Annotated in this window: 13 protein-coding genes and 1 tRNA gene; 4 read left to right on the top strand and 10 right to left on the bottom strand. The window is 58.9% G+C overall.

Going from position 1 to position 14,518, the window contains the following annotated elements; genetic code table 11:
• Positions 1–100 precede the first annotated feature (100 nt).
• From SHEL_RS03725 to SHEL_RS03700, 6 genes are all read right to left on the bottom strand, one after another.
• Complete coding sequence (locus tag SHEL_RS03725; protein WP_012797923.1) at positions 101–790, bottom strand: cytochrome c3 family protein; 690 nt, start codon at positions 788–790, stop codon at positions 101–103.
• A gap of 344 nt (positions 791–1,134) precedes the next feature.
• A complete protein-coding gene (locus tag SHEL_RS03720) occupies positions 1,135–2,007 on the bottom strand; it encodes a 4Fe-4S binding protein (RefSeq protein WP_050749622.1) in 873 nt (290 codons plus the stop codon).
• A gap of 23 nt (positions 2,008–2,030) precedes the next feature.
• Entirely contained in the window at positions 2,031–2,303 is a 273-nt protein-coding gene (locus tag SHEL_RS03715) for a chaperone NapD (RefSeq protein WP_012797921.1), read from the bottom strand.
• Positions 2,303–2,716 (bottom strand): hypothetical protein, encoded by a 414-nt coding sequence (locus tag SHEL_RS03710; protein ID WP_012797920.1) that lies wholly within the window; start codon positions 2,714–2,716, stop codon positions 2,303–2,305. Before SHEL_RS03710 ends, SHEL_RS03715 begins: the two co-directional genes overlap by 1 nt.
• A 10-nt stretch (positions 2,717–2,726) precedes the next feature.
• A complete protein-coding gene (locus SHEL_RS03705; protein WP_012797919.1) occupies positions 2,727–5,282 on the bottom strand; it encodes a molybdopterin-dependent oxidoreductase in 2,556 nt (851 codons plus the stop codon).
• A gap of 62 nt (positions 5,283–5,344) precedes the next feature.
• On the bottom strand, positions 5,345–6,040 hold the full coding sequence (locus SHEL_RS03700) for a 4Fe-4S dicluster domain-containing protein (RefSeq protein ID WP_050749521.1): 696 nt from the start codon (positions 6,038–6,040) through the stop codon (positions 5,345–5,347).
• A 120-nt stretch (positions 6,041–6,160) separates the two neighbouring features.
• On the opposite strand from SHEL_RS03700, the gene pdxR reads away from it, so the two are divergent.
• The 4 genes from pdxR (at position 6,161) to SHEL_RS03680 (ending at position 10,416) form a co-directional block, all read left to right on the top strand.
• The gene (gene pdxR, locus SHEL_RS03695; RefSeq protein ID WP_012797917.1) at positions 6,161–7,636 is read left to right on the top strand and encodes a MocR-like pyridoxine biosynthesis transcription factor PdxR; all 1,476 of its coding nucleotides are present in this window, start codon (positions 6,161–6,163) and stop codon (positions 7,634–7,636) included.
• A 75-nt stretch (positions 7,637–7,711) separates the two neighbouring features.
• Positions 7,712–7,787, top strand: a tRNA-Ala gene (locus SHEL_RS03690).
• A gap of 302 nt (positions 7,788–8,089) precedes the next feature.
• Positions 8,090–8,599: a DUF8052 family protein gene (locus SHEL_RS03685; protein ID WP_050749520.1), complete on the top strand. Its 510-nt coding sequence runs from the start codon at positions 8,090–8,092 to the stop codon at positions 8,597–8,599.
• Between the two features lie 17 nt (positions 8,600–8,616).
• Positions 8,617–10,416: a carbon starvation CstA family protein gene (locus SHEL_RS03680; protein WP_012797915.1), complete on the top strand. Its 1,800-nt coding sequence runs from the start codon at positions 8,617–8,619 to the stop codon at positions 10,414–10,416.
• A 263-nt stretch (positions 10,417–10,679) separates the two neighbouring features.
• On the opposite strand, the gene SHEL_RS03675 is transcribed toward SHEL_RS03680, so the two are convergent.
• Genes SHEL_RS03675 through SHEL_RS03660 form a run of 4 tightly spaced genes read right to left on the bottom strand, consistent with a single transcriptional unit; the run spans position 10,680 to position 14,394 of the window.
• Entirely contained in the window at positions 10,680–11,426 is a 747-nt protein-coding gene (locus SHEL_RS03675) for a DUF169 domain-containing protein (RefSeq protein ID WP_012797914.1), read from the bottom strand.
• Between the two features lie 2 nt (positions 11,427–11,428).
• Positions 11,429–12,241, bottom strand: a complete 813-nt coding sequence (locus SHEL_RS03670) for an energy-coupling factor transporter transmembrane component T family protein (protein WP_012797913.1) — start codon at positions 12,239–12,241, stop codon at positions 11,429–11,431.
• Positions 12,234–13,856 carry an ABC transporter ATP-binding protein gene (locus SHEL_RS03665; protein ID WP_012797912.1) on the bottom strand — a complete coding sequence of 541 codons (1,623 nt, stop codon included), beginning with the start codon at positions 13,854–13,856 and terminating at the stop codon, positions 12,234–12,236. Before SHEL_RS03665 ends, SHEL_RS03670 begins: the two co-directional genes overlap by 8 nt.
• Complete coding sequence (locus SHEL_RS03660; protein WP_012797911.1) at positions 13,843–14,394, bottom strand: ECF transporter S component; 552 nt, start codon at positions 14,392–14,394, stop codon at positions 13,843–13,845. Before SHEL_RS03660 ends, SHEL_RS03665 begins: the two co-directional genes overlap by 14 nt.
• Between the last annotated feature and the right edge of the window lie 124 nt (positions 14,395–14,518).

Here is a 14,518-nt window from a genome sequence, read left to right as displayed (position 1 = left end):
GAATAAAAGAAGAGTCCGCCAATCTTGACGGACTCTTCAATTCGAACAAGTGACAGTTTGTTGAAATGTCTCTACATTTCAGACACGCAACACTTGCCTGTTACTTGATGACCTGAATCTGAGCGGCCTCAGCGGCGGTCAGCCAACCCTCGGGGATGGGAGCGTCGTTGTGGCACGTGCTGCAGTAGTTCACGCTCTGGGCATGGCCCTTGTGGCACACGCCGCAGTCGTTCTCGCCGTGCTGCGGGACGTGCGGGTTGCGGACGTCGCTCAGGTCGGCGGTGGCGGTGATCAGGTCGTCGCGAGTCATGTTGTGGCAGGACTCGTTCAGGCAGAACTCGTCGGCGGTGCCGCCACGGGCAGCGGTCAGCTGCGTGAGCGTCTTGCTGTCCAGAATGGTGTTGCCCATGGACGTGGTACCCAGCACCTCGTAATTGCCAGTAACCCAATGCATACCTTCGGTGATCTGCTCAGACAGCGTAGGAACATGGCAAGCCAGGCAGTCAGCGGTGCCCATCTGGCCATGCATGCGAGCCATCATTGCGTTCTGAGCGCTTTCGTCGGTGAGCTCGTTGCCATACTTGTCATGGGTGCCATCGACGTACGTTTCGACATACGCATCCATAGGAGTGTGACAAATTGCACTGCAGAAACCCGGTGTTCCATGCCAGACCCAGAAGCCTGCACCAGCAGCCGCAATAACAACAGCCAAGACACCTACGACGATGGGCCACTTTTTCTTGCCCTTCTTCGCGGCCTTCTCAGTCTGGTCGACTTTCTCTTCAGCCATGAAATCCCCCTTCCAAATACTTTCTCTTCCAACTTCCTGAATGATTTGGATAGGTCCCTGCAAAAACTATACAAACCTAACAGGTCTTAACAGGTTGTATTCTAGCAAGAACTATACGGTTTTGGCGTGGGATTTTGCGTTTTGAAAGAAATACAGACAGTTTTGCATCCCGTCAAACCGAACAGCGCAGACCTGGTGCAGGTGAACAGGTCGGATTACAGGCCCGTCTAACGCATTCGTTATTGATGCAAACGCGTCCCTTTGGTGACTTTTCCCAGTACACAGGAAAGGGCCCCGGCTTAAAACCAGGGCCCCGAAAAAGCTCGCAAGCGCAGCGACTTTCCCTACAGGGACAGGTCCTTGGGCACCGCCACTCCAATCTTCAAAGCATCCTTCGGACAGTGGTCTACACATTTTCCACACAACATGCAGTCGCCGGATGCTACCCGATCGGCCTCCCCTGCCACCGCGGCGTCCAAAATGGACGGATCGCAAAGGCATGCTTTCTTGCAAAGGTTACAGCTGATGCACGCGTCATGGTCGATCTTCACGCTCAGAAGCCCCACCGCGCCGATGGTCTGGTAGAAGCCGCCCAACGGACACAGCGAACGGCACCATACGCGGTGGCCCCAGAAGAGTTCCACGATGACAATGGCGACCAACGTCCAAAGGCCCAGGGTGGAACCGAACAGAATCGCGCGGTTGAGAGCACCCACCGGACTGACCATCTCGAAGATCGGAACCGACACGATGGCAGACAGAACCAGAACGGCTGCTGCGACGACGGGTTTGACCCAGCGAGGCACAGGCATTTCGGAAACCTTGATGCCCAAGCGGCCGCGGATCCAATCGACAACCTCTAAGAAAAGGTTCACAGGACACACCCAGCCGCAGAACACGCGTCCACGGATGAGCACATACAAAATAAGTATGGGCAACACCCACAGCATGGCGGAGGCGACGGACTTCGAAGCGACAATCACCTGCAAGGCCGCGAACGGGTCGAGCAGGTCGATGCCGAGAATCTGGGACGAGGACAGGCTGCCCCAGACAGGCAGCTCGGAGGGCGTGGCCACAGCGTCGTCGCCACCGGCATACCGGCCCAGAACGGTCCATCCCGCGGCGAACAGAGGCACGCAGAACAGGCAGGCCATAACGACCTGAACCACATGTCGCGCCACCGTCAAACCGCCGACTTTGGCCTTTCCTTTTGCCATGAACACACTCCCCCTTTGTGCAATTACTCTTGCCCAGGCCCCGCCGCATTGCCCGGCAGGTTGTCGTCTTCGAAATTCGCCACCACCAGGTCCACGTTCTTCACACCTTTGATCATGATGAGGTCCGACGCAATCTTGTGGCTGGCATCGATGCCGTTCGCCTCGATGGTGATGACGATCTTGCCGGTCTCCTCGTCTAGGCCGTGCACCTCGATGCCCTCGCGGCGTGCCGCCTCGTCAGAGACGGCACGCGTGTATGAAGGCAGCGTTTCGATAATCAGGCTGGAAATCGTCATTACTGTTCGTCCAGGTCCTGCTGGCCGGTTTCGACCTCAGCGTCTTCCAGCACGTCAGCGTTCATCTGCTTGTTCGGGTCGACCGAATGGCAGGTGCGGCACTCCTCGCGGCTGGGATCGAGCTGGAAGGATGATGGGTCGTTGTCCACATAGTGGCCTGCGGGCATGGCGCGAGACGTGGAAACCGTGGGGTTGCCCTTCTCGGAGGCGCCGTGGCACTTGTAGCACTTATAGGCAGGACGGTCGATGTACTTCTGATGCTGCGCAGGCATGAGGCGCGGTGTGGTCTCGGTGCCGGCGACGGCGTCAGGATTGCTGGCGGCACCGTCATCCGAGCTGGAGCATCCGGCGACAGCGCCGAACGAGAGTGCCAGCGTCATGCACATCGCAATGATGAATGCACGTTTCTTCATGAATCTCACCTTATGCTTTCTCAATCTGGACGCAGGTCTTCTTGTAGTCGGTTTCCTTCGACAGCGGGCAATAGTAATCATGCACCGCCAGGTTGATCAGCGTCTCGCGGGCAAAGAACGGCGCGAAGACGAGGCCTTCGGGCGGTTCGGTGCGACCCGCGTTGGAAACGGTGATTTCGAAAGAGCCGTGACGGGACGTGACGCGGACCCTGTCGCGGTCCTTCAGGCCCAGCTTCTCCATATCGGCGGGATTCATGTTGAGCAGAGCCTCGGGCAGCGCGCGGTCGAGCTCGGCGACGTTGCGGGTCATAGAGCCGGTGTGCCAGTGCTCCAGCAGACGGCCGGTGCAGAACCAGAACGGGAAGTCGGCGTCGGGCTCTTCTGCGGGCGGCTCGTACGGACGGAACACCACGGAAGGCTTCTGGTCGGGAGTCTTGTAGAACGACATGTCGTTGGCCAGGCCCTGCTGACCGTACATTTCGATGCCGATCTGGTCGTAGCCCTCTGCCTGGTCGCCGTAGGTGAAGCGCCACTTGGTGGGAAGCCACTTGCCGTCGACTTCGCGGACGGGCCAGGTCAGGCCGTGCTGCTCGATGTATTCGTCATACGGCGCCAGCTGCTTGGCTTCCATGTGCATGTTGTTTTCGGTGTTGATGGCTGCAACGGTGTCCTTCATCTCCGGGTTGGAGAAGATGCGGTACTCCTCCCAGATGGCGCGGTTGGTCTCGCGATCGTCGCCGATGAAGTCGCCGGCCTCCTTGTCCCAGATGAATCCGAACAGGTGGTCGAAGGCGTCGGCATCGCCGATCTTCTCACCCTCAAGCACGCGCTGGGCGATCTGCATCATGATCCAGACGTCCCATTTGGCCTCGCCCATGGGCTCGACGCACTTCTGGAAGACGCTGGTGCGGCGCTCGGCATTGCCGAACTGGCCTTCGCGCTCGACCCAGAGGGCCGCAGGCAGAACCACGTCGGCGTAGTCGCAGGTTATGGTCGGGTATACCTCGTTCACGACGATGAACGTGTCGAAGATGCCCTCGTGCTCGCCGTCCATGCCCAGGAAACGGGTCAGGTTCGGCAGAGACTGTGCCCAGTTGTTATGGGCGGACCACAGGAAGTCGATGTTGCCCTTGGACATCTCGCGGAACATCTTGATGGTGTGGAAGCCTGGGGTCTCGATGGCATCCAGGTAGCCTTCGGGCAAATCCCAGACGGCCTCGGTATAGCGGCGATGGACCGGGTTCTTGACCACCAGGTCGGCGGGCAGGCGGTGGCAGAAGGTGCCTACCTCGCGGGCGGTACCGCAGGCGGAAGGCTGGCCGGTCAGGGAGAACGCGGTGCAGCCGGGCTTGCCGTACTTGCCGGAGATGAGGTGCAGGTTGTGCAGGTTGTGGTTCATCCACGTGCCGCGATGATGCTGGTTCACGCCCATCGTCCACAGGGACATGACGCGCAGCTCGGGATCGGAGAACACGTCGATCAGCATCTGCAGGTCTTCTTGGGACACGCCGGACAGGTTGCTGGTGTATTCCAGGGTGTAGTCCTCCAGGCGGGCTGCGAACTCTTCGAACGTGCAGGGCGTGGTTTCGTCAACCTTGGAGCCGATGTCGGACTTGTCGTAACCGTCCTCGTAGGGGTAGCCGATGTTTTCGGTGCCCATCTTGAACTGCAGGTGATCGGCGACAAACTGCTTGTCGTACGTGTCGTTCTTAATCAGGTAGTTCATGATGCAGTTGGTGATGGCCAGATCCGTGCCGGGGCGGAACAGCAGGACGTGCTCGGCATCGGTGGACGTACGGGTCTTCAGCGTGGTGATGTCGATGTGTTTGACGTTCTCGTCGGCCAGCTTACGAGCGGACACGCGGCTGAACAGCATGGGATGCGCTTCGGCCATGTTGGCGCCCCAGGTGATGAACACGTCGGCGTTGTCGATGTCGCTGTAGCAGCCGGCGGGCTCGTCGGTACCGAAAACGTTCATGAAGCCCACGACGGCGGAAGCCATGCACATGCGTGCATTGGGGTCGATGTTGTTAGACAGCAGACCGGCCTTCCAGAACTTAGATTGCAGATAGCCCTCGGTGATGGGCTGCTGGCCGGAACCCCAGAACGCCAGACGGCTCTTATCGTTCTTCCAGGTCTCCTTCAGCTTGGAGGCTACCAGGTCAAGAACCTCGTCCCACTCGGCCTCGCGGAGGCCTTCGCCCGTTCCTTTGGTGCCCGCGTCGTCGCGGATCATGGGCTTGGTAAGGCGGTTCTCACCATACAGCAGGCTGCCCAGATAGTAGCCCTTGATGCAGTTCAGGCCAAGGTTGGACTGGCAATCGGGGTCGCCCGCGACCTGGATGACCTTGCCGTCGGCCACGCTGACCAGAACGCCGCAACCGCAGCCGCAGTAACGGCAAACGGCCGATTTGACCTCGATGTTTCCGGTTGCGGCAGAATCGCCGCCTGCGTCCGTCGAGCCACCGTTGCTGCAGCCGGCCATGGCAGCCAAGCTACCGCCAGCAGCCATCATAGCCGCTGCGACGGCGGACGATTTCACAAACGCTCGCCTAGAAAGATCCATTTCCCTCTCCTTTTCTTTCGTTTTCCCTCAACCGATAACTCGCTTGCACTGACTTACATATATTAGTAAGAACCCGCGGGCGCCCATTTTCCTTCGGACGCACCGTATGCGCTGGAAATCTCTTTAGCCTGCTCCTCTTCGATCTGGCGAATCGCATCTTCGCGGTCGCGCACGATCTTGATGGGGACGCAGGGATCGGTGACGACGCAACGCTCCACGCACAGGCCGCAGCCGGTGCATGCGTCGACGTCGATGATCGGTTCGAACACCGTATGGATGTAGTCGTTGTCGCGGACGCGCTTATCCAAGGTAATGGCGCGGTCGATAAGCGGGCAGGCTCGGTAGCAGACCTCGCAACGCATGCCCTTGATGGCGATGCAGTGCTCGCGGTCGATGACCGCCAGACCCATGCGGATGTCGTTGCGCGTTTCAAGCTTCTCCAATGCGCCGGTCGGGCACACGGGGATGCAGGGCATGTCCTCGCACATACGGCAAGCCTGGTTGCGCACGTTCAGAGTGGGCGCGCCGATGCCTGCGCCGAACGCCCCAGTTTGGGCGTAAAGCGCCTGATACGGGCACGCTTCGATGCAGCGCCCGCATTTGATGCACTTGGACAGGAAATCCTTTTCGTCTCCGGCTCCCGGAGGGCGGAGCAGATCGTCGGAAGAATCGGCAAGACCGGCAACGACTTCAGCGGCGACGATTGCACCCGCAGCCACCTTGGCCACAGTTGAGAAATTCAATCTACTTCCCCCCATTTCTCGATGTTCTTTCATAATATGCCGATAAACGAATAACATACAGGGACGCTTTACGATAAAATGATGGGGACAATCGGTTGAGCCCCAGGTCACAAGTTCGTCTAAGGTGCAGTGTTTATGAAGGATATCGACAGATCGAGCACCACAAATTTATACACACAGATATATGAAGGCATCAGGCAGGATATCGAATCAGGCGACCTTGTTGCCGGAGAGAAGCTGACACCCATCCGGCGTCTGGCCCACGAGCTGCATGTGTCCCGCAATACGGTTGAGATGGCGTACCAGCAGCTGCTGACCGAAGGTTTCGTCAAAAGCCGGACGGGATCGGGCTACGTCGTCAACGACGTCGAGTTCATGCGGGTGAAGTTCGGTGAGGCCTTTCCTGCCGCATCCTCCGTCGTGCCGAAAGGGACCAGCATCGAAGCGGTCTTCGCCGAAGACCCGTACAATACCAAATCGGATACGCCATATGACTTCACCTATGGAGACCGCAGCCCCAAGTCATTTCCCTCGCGCACCTGGCGCCTGCTTACCGACGAGGTGCTGGAAACCGTCGGCGGCCGCACGGCGCAGTACGGCAACGCTTGGGGCGAGCCCGGGCTTCGCATCGAGATAGCGCGTTGGCTGCGTCGCACGCGTTCCGTCGACTGCACGGCCGACCAGATTGTCATTCTGCCAGGCACCCAGCCGGCCGTGGACAGCATATTGACCCTGTTCAACTCTCAGTTCGACATCGTAGGGATGGAAGATCCTGGCTATCGGGGCGTACGGGACGTGTTTCGCAACCGCGGATTCACGGTTGTGCCGCTGCCCGCCGCCATCGGAGGCGAGATGGAGCCGAACGTCCATTTCACAGACGCCTTGCAGGCCAGCAACGCGAAGCTCGTGTTCCTGACGCCGTCGGTGCAGTTCCCCACTGGATCGCTCATGCCCATTCTCACGCGCATACGCACGCTTCGCTGGGCCATGGACAACGACGCGTTCATCATCGAGGACGACTATTGCCGCGAGTTCCTGTATTCGGACCGGCCGCTGCAGACGCTGCAGTCCATGGACACCGACGGCCGCGTGATTTACCTGGGCACTATGTCCAAGATGCTCTCCCCCGCACTGCGCGTCAGTTACATGGTTCTGCCGCAGCGCCTGATGTCGCGCTGGAAGCGCGCCCACGAGCAGTACTATTGCCCGGTGCCCTGGCTAACCCAGGAGGTCCTGCGGCTGTACATGGCCCGCGGTTACTGGACCCGCAACACGCGGCGCGTCACAGCGGAGTACGAGGCCATCCATGCCCTGGTCATGGAATCTCTCGATCGGGAAATGGGCGACCGCATCGACATCCTCGGCGGCACGGCCGGGCTGTATCTGCTCGTGCGCACGAAAGACGGCAGGACGCAGGAGGAGCTGATCCGGCTGGCCGCGCAGCAGGATGTTCGGGTGTATCCGACCCGGCTGTACTGCATGCAATCCATGCACGGCATGGACGGCTACGTGCTTCTAGGGTTTTCCGCCATCGAGAAGGAAAACGTGGCCGAAGGCATCAGGCGGCTGCGGGTCGCGTGGTTCGGAGAAGATTCTGGCCAGGCGACATAGCATGCGGCGTGGTTTTCAAATGGAGGGGTTGACACACAAGGTGAATCACGCCAATATATTGCCTTGCCTATTTCTGGGGATGTAGCTCAGCTGGGAGAGCATCACGTTCGCAACGTGGGGGCCGAGGGTTCGAATCCCTTCATCTCCACCAGGAATCATCAGGCCGGAGCACTCGTTCGCCCTGGCCTTTTTCTTTACCCGCTGCCTTGTGCAGTTTCGCGGGAAATGCAACTGCAAACCCTCTTTTCGCCCGCAATCGTTTGTTGCCTTTCAGTGCCTGTGCACTAAACTGTCCCGCCAATCGTTTACGAGCATCAGGAGGTAAACATCATCGTAGGGGGCAAAGCGAATCAACCGCAGGCATCCGAGCAAGACTGTAACGAAGAGGGGAATTCTGCCCAGCCGAAGCAGATCCCTGACACGGGGAAAGAAACCTTAGTCGAAGCTCGAGCCGTGCTAAACCGTCTGCTTGCCGCCCACGAGGCGTGGTTCGACGTCTCGCGTGACTTCACGCTGTCCAACCGCACATTCCCTGGTTTCGCAGCGTTTCACGGAGAGGACTCAAGATATGTGGGGTCCAAGAACGTGAAACTCTGGGAAGCGAACTCGCACGAATACATTCTTTTCGACATTGTCGGCCATCTCGAAAAGAATGCAATTCTAGGCGGCGCTGAATTCCTGAAATCCGAGGGCCTGCAGTTTGTGCATCTGAGCGAGAACCATATGTCCACCAATCTCTCTTTGGTCGTTATTGCAAACAGTACCGAAGACGGAATCGATGCTGTCGTGCGTCGCATACGCTGGCGCAAGAACTATCTGTTCGGATTGAAAGGCTGGACAGACTTGCGCATCGCCGTGGTGGACTTATCGAGGGATCCCCGTAAACGTGTCATTACCAACGCCGCGGGCGAGCGGCTGCGCGAGGTTCTTAAGGCCAATGCGTCGCTTCCTGCGGCATACTGACAGGAGGATTCGTACTCATGAATGCAATACTCGTCCTGCTTGTCAGCATCGCCGTTTTGATCTGCGGATACGTCTTTTACGGCAGCTGGCTGGCAAAACAATGGGGCATCGAGCCCGATAGGGTGACCCCCGCCCATGAGCTGGAGGACGGCGTGGACTTCGTTCCCGCCAAACCCTATGTCGTGCTGGGCCACCACTTCTCGTCCATCGCCGGAGCGGGTCCCATCAACGGTCCCATCCAGGCCGCGGTGTTCGGCTGGGTTCCCGTGCTCCTGTGGGTCCTGATCGGAGGCATCTTTTTCGGAGCGCAGCATGACTTCGGCTCGCTTTTGGCATCCATCCGCAACAAAGGCGCGACGCTGGCCACCGTCGTCCGTGACAACATCGGAGAAGACGCCAAGAAACTCTTCTGCGTGTTCGCGTACCTTACCCTTGTTCTGGTGGTGGCCGCCTTCGCATCCATCGTAGCCAACACCTTCCAGGTCATGCCTACGCAGACCGACGTCATCAACATTCAGAACTCCCAGGTCGCCATGATCTCCACTCTGTTTATCGTGGCAGCCGTCATCTGGGGTTTTGCAACTCGCGGCCGCAGCATCCCCACCGCGGCGAACGTTGCGGCAGCCATCGTGGTCATCGTCGCCATCGTGGCTGTGGGATACAACCTGCCCAATGTCATCACGCTCGGCCACGATGCCTGGATGTACATTCTGGGCGTCTACATCCTGATCGCCTCCGTCACCCCCGTGTGGATCCTCCTGCAGCCGCGCGACTATCTGTCGAGCTACCTGTTGTACGGCATGCTGGTACTTGCCATCGTCGCAGTTGTCGGCGCGGGCGTCATGGGAGTTGCCGGCGACCTGCAGATTCCCGCCTTCGCAGGTTTCTCGGTCACCAACACCGCATACGATGTAACTACGGGGGCTGCCATCGTCGATCCCGAAACCGGCCTTGCCGTGATCAACAAGGCGGCCCAGGGAGGCTTCCTGTTCCCGGCTTTGTTCGTGACCATCGCCTGCGGCGCCATTTCCGGCTTCCATAGTCTGGTCGCCTCCGGTACCACTTCCAAACAGATCGAGAAGGAATCCCAGGCACAGCCCATCGCCTACGGCGGCATGCTCATCGAGTGCCTTTTGGCCGTGCTGTCTTTGTGCGCCGTCGGCTTCGTGTGGGCCCAATACAGCGCCGGCGGCTACGCCTCGCCTACCCAGGTGTTCGCAGACGGTCTTTCCCAGATGCTCGCCGTCATTCCTTTCATCGGCGGCACGCAGCAACTCGCCTACGCCCTGCTGATTCTGGCAGTGTCGGCCTTCTGCCTGACATCCCTGGACACCGCAACCCGTCTTGCGCGCTACATGTTCCAGGAGCTGTGGATTCCCGCAGGCAAGACCGCAGAAGAACTCACCGGCTTTCGCAAGGTCCTGTCCAACAAGTATGTCGCCACGGTCATCACCGTCGTCCTGGGCATTGGGTTGGGCATGACCGGCTACACCATCATCTGGCCGCTTTTCGGCGCGGCGAATCAGCTGCTTGCCGCATTGGCGCTGCTCACGGTTTGCACGTGGCTCGGCAACATGGGCAGGAACAACAAGATGTTCTATCTGCCGATGGCTTTCATGCTGCTCGTCACGCTGACGTCTCTGGCCCTTACCATGCAGACCAAGGTGGTTGCCATCATGGCCGGAGGCGACATCTTCGCCCCTATCGTTCAGCTGGCGCTTGCCATCGCCCTGTTCGTCCTGGCCATCATCCTGGCCGTCAAGGGCGTCAAGACCATCGCATCCCAGAAGTCGAAGTCCGAGGCCGAGGCCGCATAGGCGCTTCGCATCCTTCGACCTTTGCACAAGAGGCTGCCCGTATAAGCGGACAGCCTCTTTTAGCATCAGGGCACCGAAGGCTTCGTCGTTGCCTTTCATGCACGATTCGACCAGGCCACGCTTGCCTTCATCCAGTAAACCGGGCGCTTTTTGCACGTTTTTCCGACTTGGAGGTTTGTATAAAACTTGCAAAGATGGTTTGCTCAGCGCCAAGACCGGCTTCGAAGACGCCGTCCGGCCCGCCGACTTTGCGCAGCGGTGCGCTAGTAATCCATGACGGTAGCTTGGACGCCCGAAGCAATCATGTCGAACAGTTCGTAGGGAATGCCTGCGAGCATGTCGTTTTCGGTCCACTTGCACAACATGCGCGTGCTGGGACACATGACGGAGATGTTCAGTTCTCCGGAATAGTACGGGGACGCCGTAACCTCGGAGCACATGGCCTGCATGGCACCCATGTCGATCTGGGGTTTCTTACCCGTGTGGTATGCGTAGCCCTGCACCAGGCGCATGGACTGCCATGCATTCACCACCATGATGACGACATCCGGCGTACGCTCGCACTGGGACAGGGGCACGATGGCAACGCCATGCACGAAAAACGGTCCATCGCACAGGCGCTTGATGCCGTCAAGATGGCGATGCGCCGTCGAAACGGACGAATACAGGTTATATGAGAAATAGGTTTTGCCGGAATCGATCTCGTGCGTGCTCGGCTCAAGGCCAAGCGCCGTGGTTCCGCCGTCGCATGCATGGTGTTCCAGCAGCGTCTTGCGGGCAACGCCCTTCGTCGCGGCCTGTTTCACCATGACGCAATACGGGATCTTCGAGTCCGGAACCGGGGCAGGATACGCCTCGAAATCCGCTTCGTCATACAGGAAGGTGATGGCGACCGGCTCGCGCTCAAGGCCGAGCGTCTCCGTCAGACCCTGAAGCGTCTCCTTCACCAGTTCCTTCGGATAATCCTGATGAGGAAACCCGTATGAGATTTTGTCTGTCTTGAATGGCATGATTACCTTCCAAACGTTTGAACATTTACACTGAAATGGAATGCGCCCATATACACGAGCGCGATTATAAGGGCAGCATATACAACCACCACACCTGCCGCAAACACCCAGTCGCCCGAATCGATGCGAGCCTCATGACAATACGTGCGCTCCGTTCCGCCAAGCCCGCGGCTCTCCATGGCGCAGGCTATGGAATCCCCGCGGCGCGCGGCCAGGCAGAACAGGGGCAATATCAACCTGAACGGCGAAGCAAGCCTATTCAGGAGGCCGTCGTTGCTCTCGATGCCGCGAATGCGCTGGGCAAGGCGGATGGTTTGAACGTGATCTTGCAGCTCAGGAAGGAAGCGGTAAGCCGCCATGATGGCGAAGCCCCGCACCGGGTCGAGCTTGCATTGCCCGATAAGGCTGAGCACGATGTCGCGAGGTCGTGTGGTGGCCACGAAAGCAACCGACATCGCTACGAAGGCCATGATGCGGAATCCTAAAGTAAGAATGTTGATGAGGTCCATTCGCGACCAGGTGAAAGGTCCCCAGGCGTACAAGGTGTCGGGCGAATAGCTCAGACCGCGGAGAACGGTCATGGAAACCATGAACACGGCCGCGATGAAGATGAACGCTTTCAGCTGGCCCAAAAACACCTTTGGCGAAATGCGGCCGCCGATGCATGTCAACGCGACGACCAGCACAACCGTCGATATAGGCAGGATGGGATAGTACGAAAGGCAGATGACTACGGTGACGGCCAGCATGAGAACGAACTTCATCGTCGGGTTGCGGCGGTGCAGCCAGGAGTCTTGGTCGATGTAGCTAAACATGGTCGACCCGGCCTCCTTCCATACGCCGGTCAGAAGCTCGGTCGGTTTCGGCGTCGCGCAACATGCGATCGTAATCGGCGGGTGTGCCGTCGAGGACCACCTTGCCCGAGTCCAGGCACACCACGCGTTTGGCGTATCGGCGAATCAATTCGAGGTCGTGCGTGATCATGACGATTGCCACGCCTTGGGAATTGAGGCGCAGCATCTCGTCCATAAGCTCGATGCGGTTCTGGGTGTCCTGCCCATAGGTGGGCTCGTCGAGAAAGAGCATCTTCTGGCTGGTCAGAAGCATCGTTGCCACGCTCAAGCGGCGTTTCTGCCCCTGGCTGAGCACGAAGGGGCTCTGCCCGGCATACGGGAGAAGGCCGTAGCGCTCCAGCATCGCGCTCACCCGGTCGTGCTTCTCGCCGTCAGACATGGGTTCGTCCTTGAGGCTGGCCATGAGCTCGTCGTCAACCTGGTTCGTGATGAACTGCAGCTCAGGATTCTGGAACACGAGCCCCATGGTGCGGTACATGTCCTTCTTGCGCATGGTTCGCGTGTCCTGCCCGAAGAGTTCCACACTGCCCGATTGCTGCTCGTAGAGCCCGAATATGACGTTGAACAAGGTCGATTTCCCTGTGCCGTTCTGGCCGACCACAGCGAGAAAGTCCTCTTGATATACCGTCAAGTCGACACCATCAAGCACAGGCGGGCCATACGTGCGTTTGCGAAATCCCTTGTTCAAGGGGTACGCGAAAGAGACGTCGCTCACACGAAGGACGGGTTCTCCGCGTACGGTGAGGTCGTCGTCCTGCCAGACCGACTCGATGGCCTGAGGCCCCCACAACGAACCAGGAAGGTAGCCTCGAAGCTCCGAACAATCCGGGTCCTCCAACCGGCCGATCACATCGCTACGGCTGCCCTGAACGACGACGTTCCCCTGTGCGTCCATGACGGTAAACGTGTCGATGGCGTCGATTATGTCGGAAAGGTTGTGCTCGACCATGATGACCGTCATGCCTGAGCGGCGCGCGGAGGAAACCACCAGCTCAAGAACATCGTTCCTGCTGACGGGGTCCAAGTTCGCAGTAGGCTCGTCGAGCAGCAGCACGTCGGGCTCCATGGCCAGAACCGACGCGATGGCGATCTTCTGCTTCTGCCCGCCGGACAACGCCGACAGGCTTCGGTCCATCAGGTCTTCCATACCCATTTCGGCCAGCACCCGTTCACTCCTGTACGCGATTTCGGCGGGGTCGATGCCCAGGTTCTCCATGCCGAAGGCAAGCTCCTCTTCCACGGTGAACGTGCAGAACTGGCCTTCGGGATCCTGCATCACATAGCCGATATGCGCGCAGCGATAGCGGGCATCTACATCGGTGACGTCTTTGCCGCGGAACAGCACCCGACCTGTAAGCTCGCCCTCGTTGATATGGGGAATCAACCCGTTGATGACCTGGAGCAACGTGCTTTTGCCGCACCCGGACGGCCCCGCTATCACATGAATGCCGCCTTCGGGAAAAGCGCAGCTGACATGAGCCCATACGGGCGCCGGGGCGCCCGTATGGGTGAACGTAACCTGGTCAAGTCGGACGACAGGTGTATTCGCGGTATGTTCGGCTCTATTCCTGGGCACAGGCGAAGCTCTTGGTGACGCCGGTCTTGTTCAGAGCCATGACAATAAGCTTGGTGAGCAGGTAGCCGATGAAGATGGCGCTCAGAATTCGGACGATCAGCAGCGGAACCATGAACGACTGGAACGCCATGGCGTAAAAGACGATAAAGTCGCGTGCAAATACGAAAAGCGCGCCCAGGATGCCGCTTACAGCAAAGTTCGCAAGCGTGCCCTTGTACTTGGTAACAACGAAGAATCCGATTTCAACGGCGATGCCTTCGAGCAGGTTCGCAAGAATGAGCTGGATGCCGTAGGGGCTGCCCAGAAGGATGTTCACAAGAGCGGCAACCAGGGCTCCGAAAACGGCCGCGCCGGGCTTACGGACAATGTACATGGGGACGAGCGGGGACAGCATGTAGAAACCGAACGTGATCTCCATGAACACGACGCCGAGCACGGCGGACAGCGGCATGTATGCGAAGTCCATTAACGTAAACAGCACGCCGATGACTGCACCGACCATCGCGACGGTAACGATTTCTTTGGTTTTCCAATCCATTGTGTTTCCCTTTCTACGGGATTGTCGGCACCCGATTTCCAACCGAACGCCGCGCGCAAAACGTTTACCAGCAGATATTTGCGCGTCTCGGTTCACAGGAATGCAAAAGGCGCCTTTGTGTTTC

It is taken from the genome of Slackia heliotrinireducens DSM 20476 (genome assembly GCF_000023885.1).
Taxonomy (GTDB): Bacteria; Actinomycetota; Coriobacteriia; order Coriobacteriales; family Eggerthellaceae; genus Slackia; species Slackia heliotrinireducens.
Note: the sequence above shows the minus strand (reverse complement) of the source record. Positions and strands in the feature narration are given on the sequence as shown.

Bases quoted from the DNA above. Each gene is read 5' to 3' on its own strand.
- SHEL_RS03725 (WP_012797923.1), bottom strand. From the start codon at position 790: ATGGCTGAAGAGAAAGTCGACCAGACTGAGAAGGCCGCGAAGAAGGGC.
- SHEL_RS03720 (WP_050749622.1), bottom strand. From the start codon at position 2,007: ATGGCAAAAGGAAAGGCCAAAGTCGGCGGTTTGACGGTGGCGCGACAT.
- SHEL_RS03715 (WP_012797921.1), bottom strand. From the start codon at position 2,303: ATGACGATTTCCAGCCTGATTATCGAAACGCTGCCTTCATACACGCGT.
- SHEL_RS03710 (WP_012797920.1), bottom strand. From the start codon at position 2,716: ATGAAGAAACGTGCATTCATCATTGCGATGTGCATGACGCTGGCACTC.
- SHEL_RS03705 (WP_012797919.1), bottom strand. From the start codon at position 5,282: ATGGATCTTTCTAGGCGAGCGTTTGTGAAATCGTCCGCCGTCGCAGCG.
- SHEL_RS03700 (WP_050749521.1), bottom strand. From the start codon at position 6,040: ATGGGGGGAAGTAGATTGAATTTCTCAACTGTGGCCAAGGTGGCTGCG.
- pdxR (WP_012797917.1), top strand. From the start codon at position 6,161: ATGAAGGATATCGACAGATCGAGCACCACAAATTTATACACACAGATA.
- SHEL_RS03680 (WP_012797915.1), top strand. From the start codon at position 8,617: ATGAATGCAATACTCGTCCTGCTTGTCAGCATCGCCGTTTTGATCTGC.
- SHEL_RS03675 (WP_012797914.1), bottom strand. From the start codon at position 11,426: ATGCCATTCAAGACAGACAAAATCTCATACGGGTTTCCTCATCAGGAT.
- SHEL_RS03670 (WP_012797913.1), bottom strand. From the start codon at position 12,241: ATGTTTAGCTACATCGACCAAGACTCCTGGCTGCACCGCCGCAACCCG.
- SHEL_RS03660 (WP_012797911.1), bottom strand. From the start codon at position 14,394: ATGGATTGGAAAACCAAAGAAATCGTTACCGTCGCGATGGTCGGTGCA.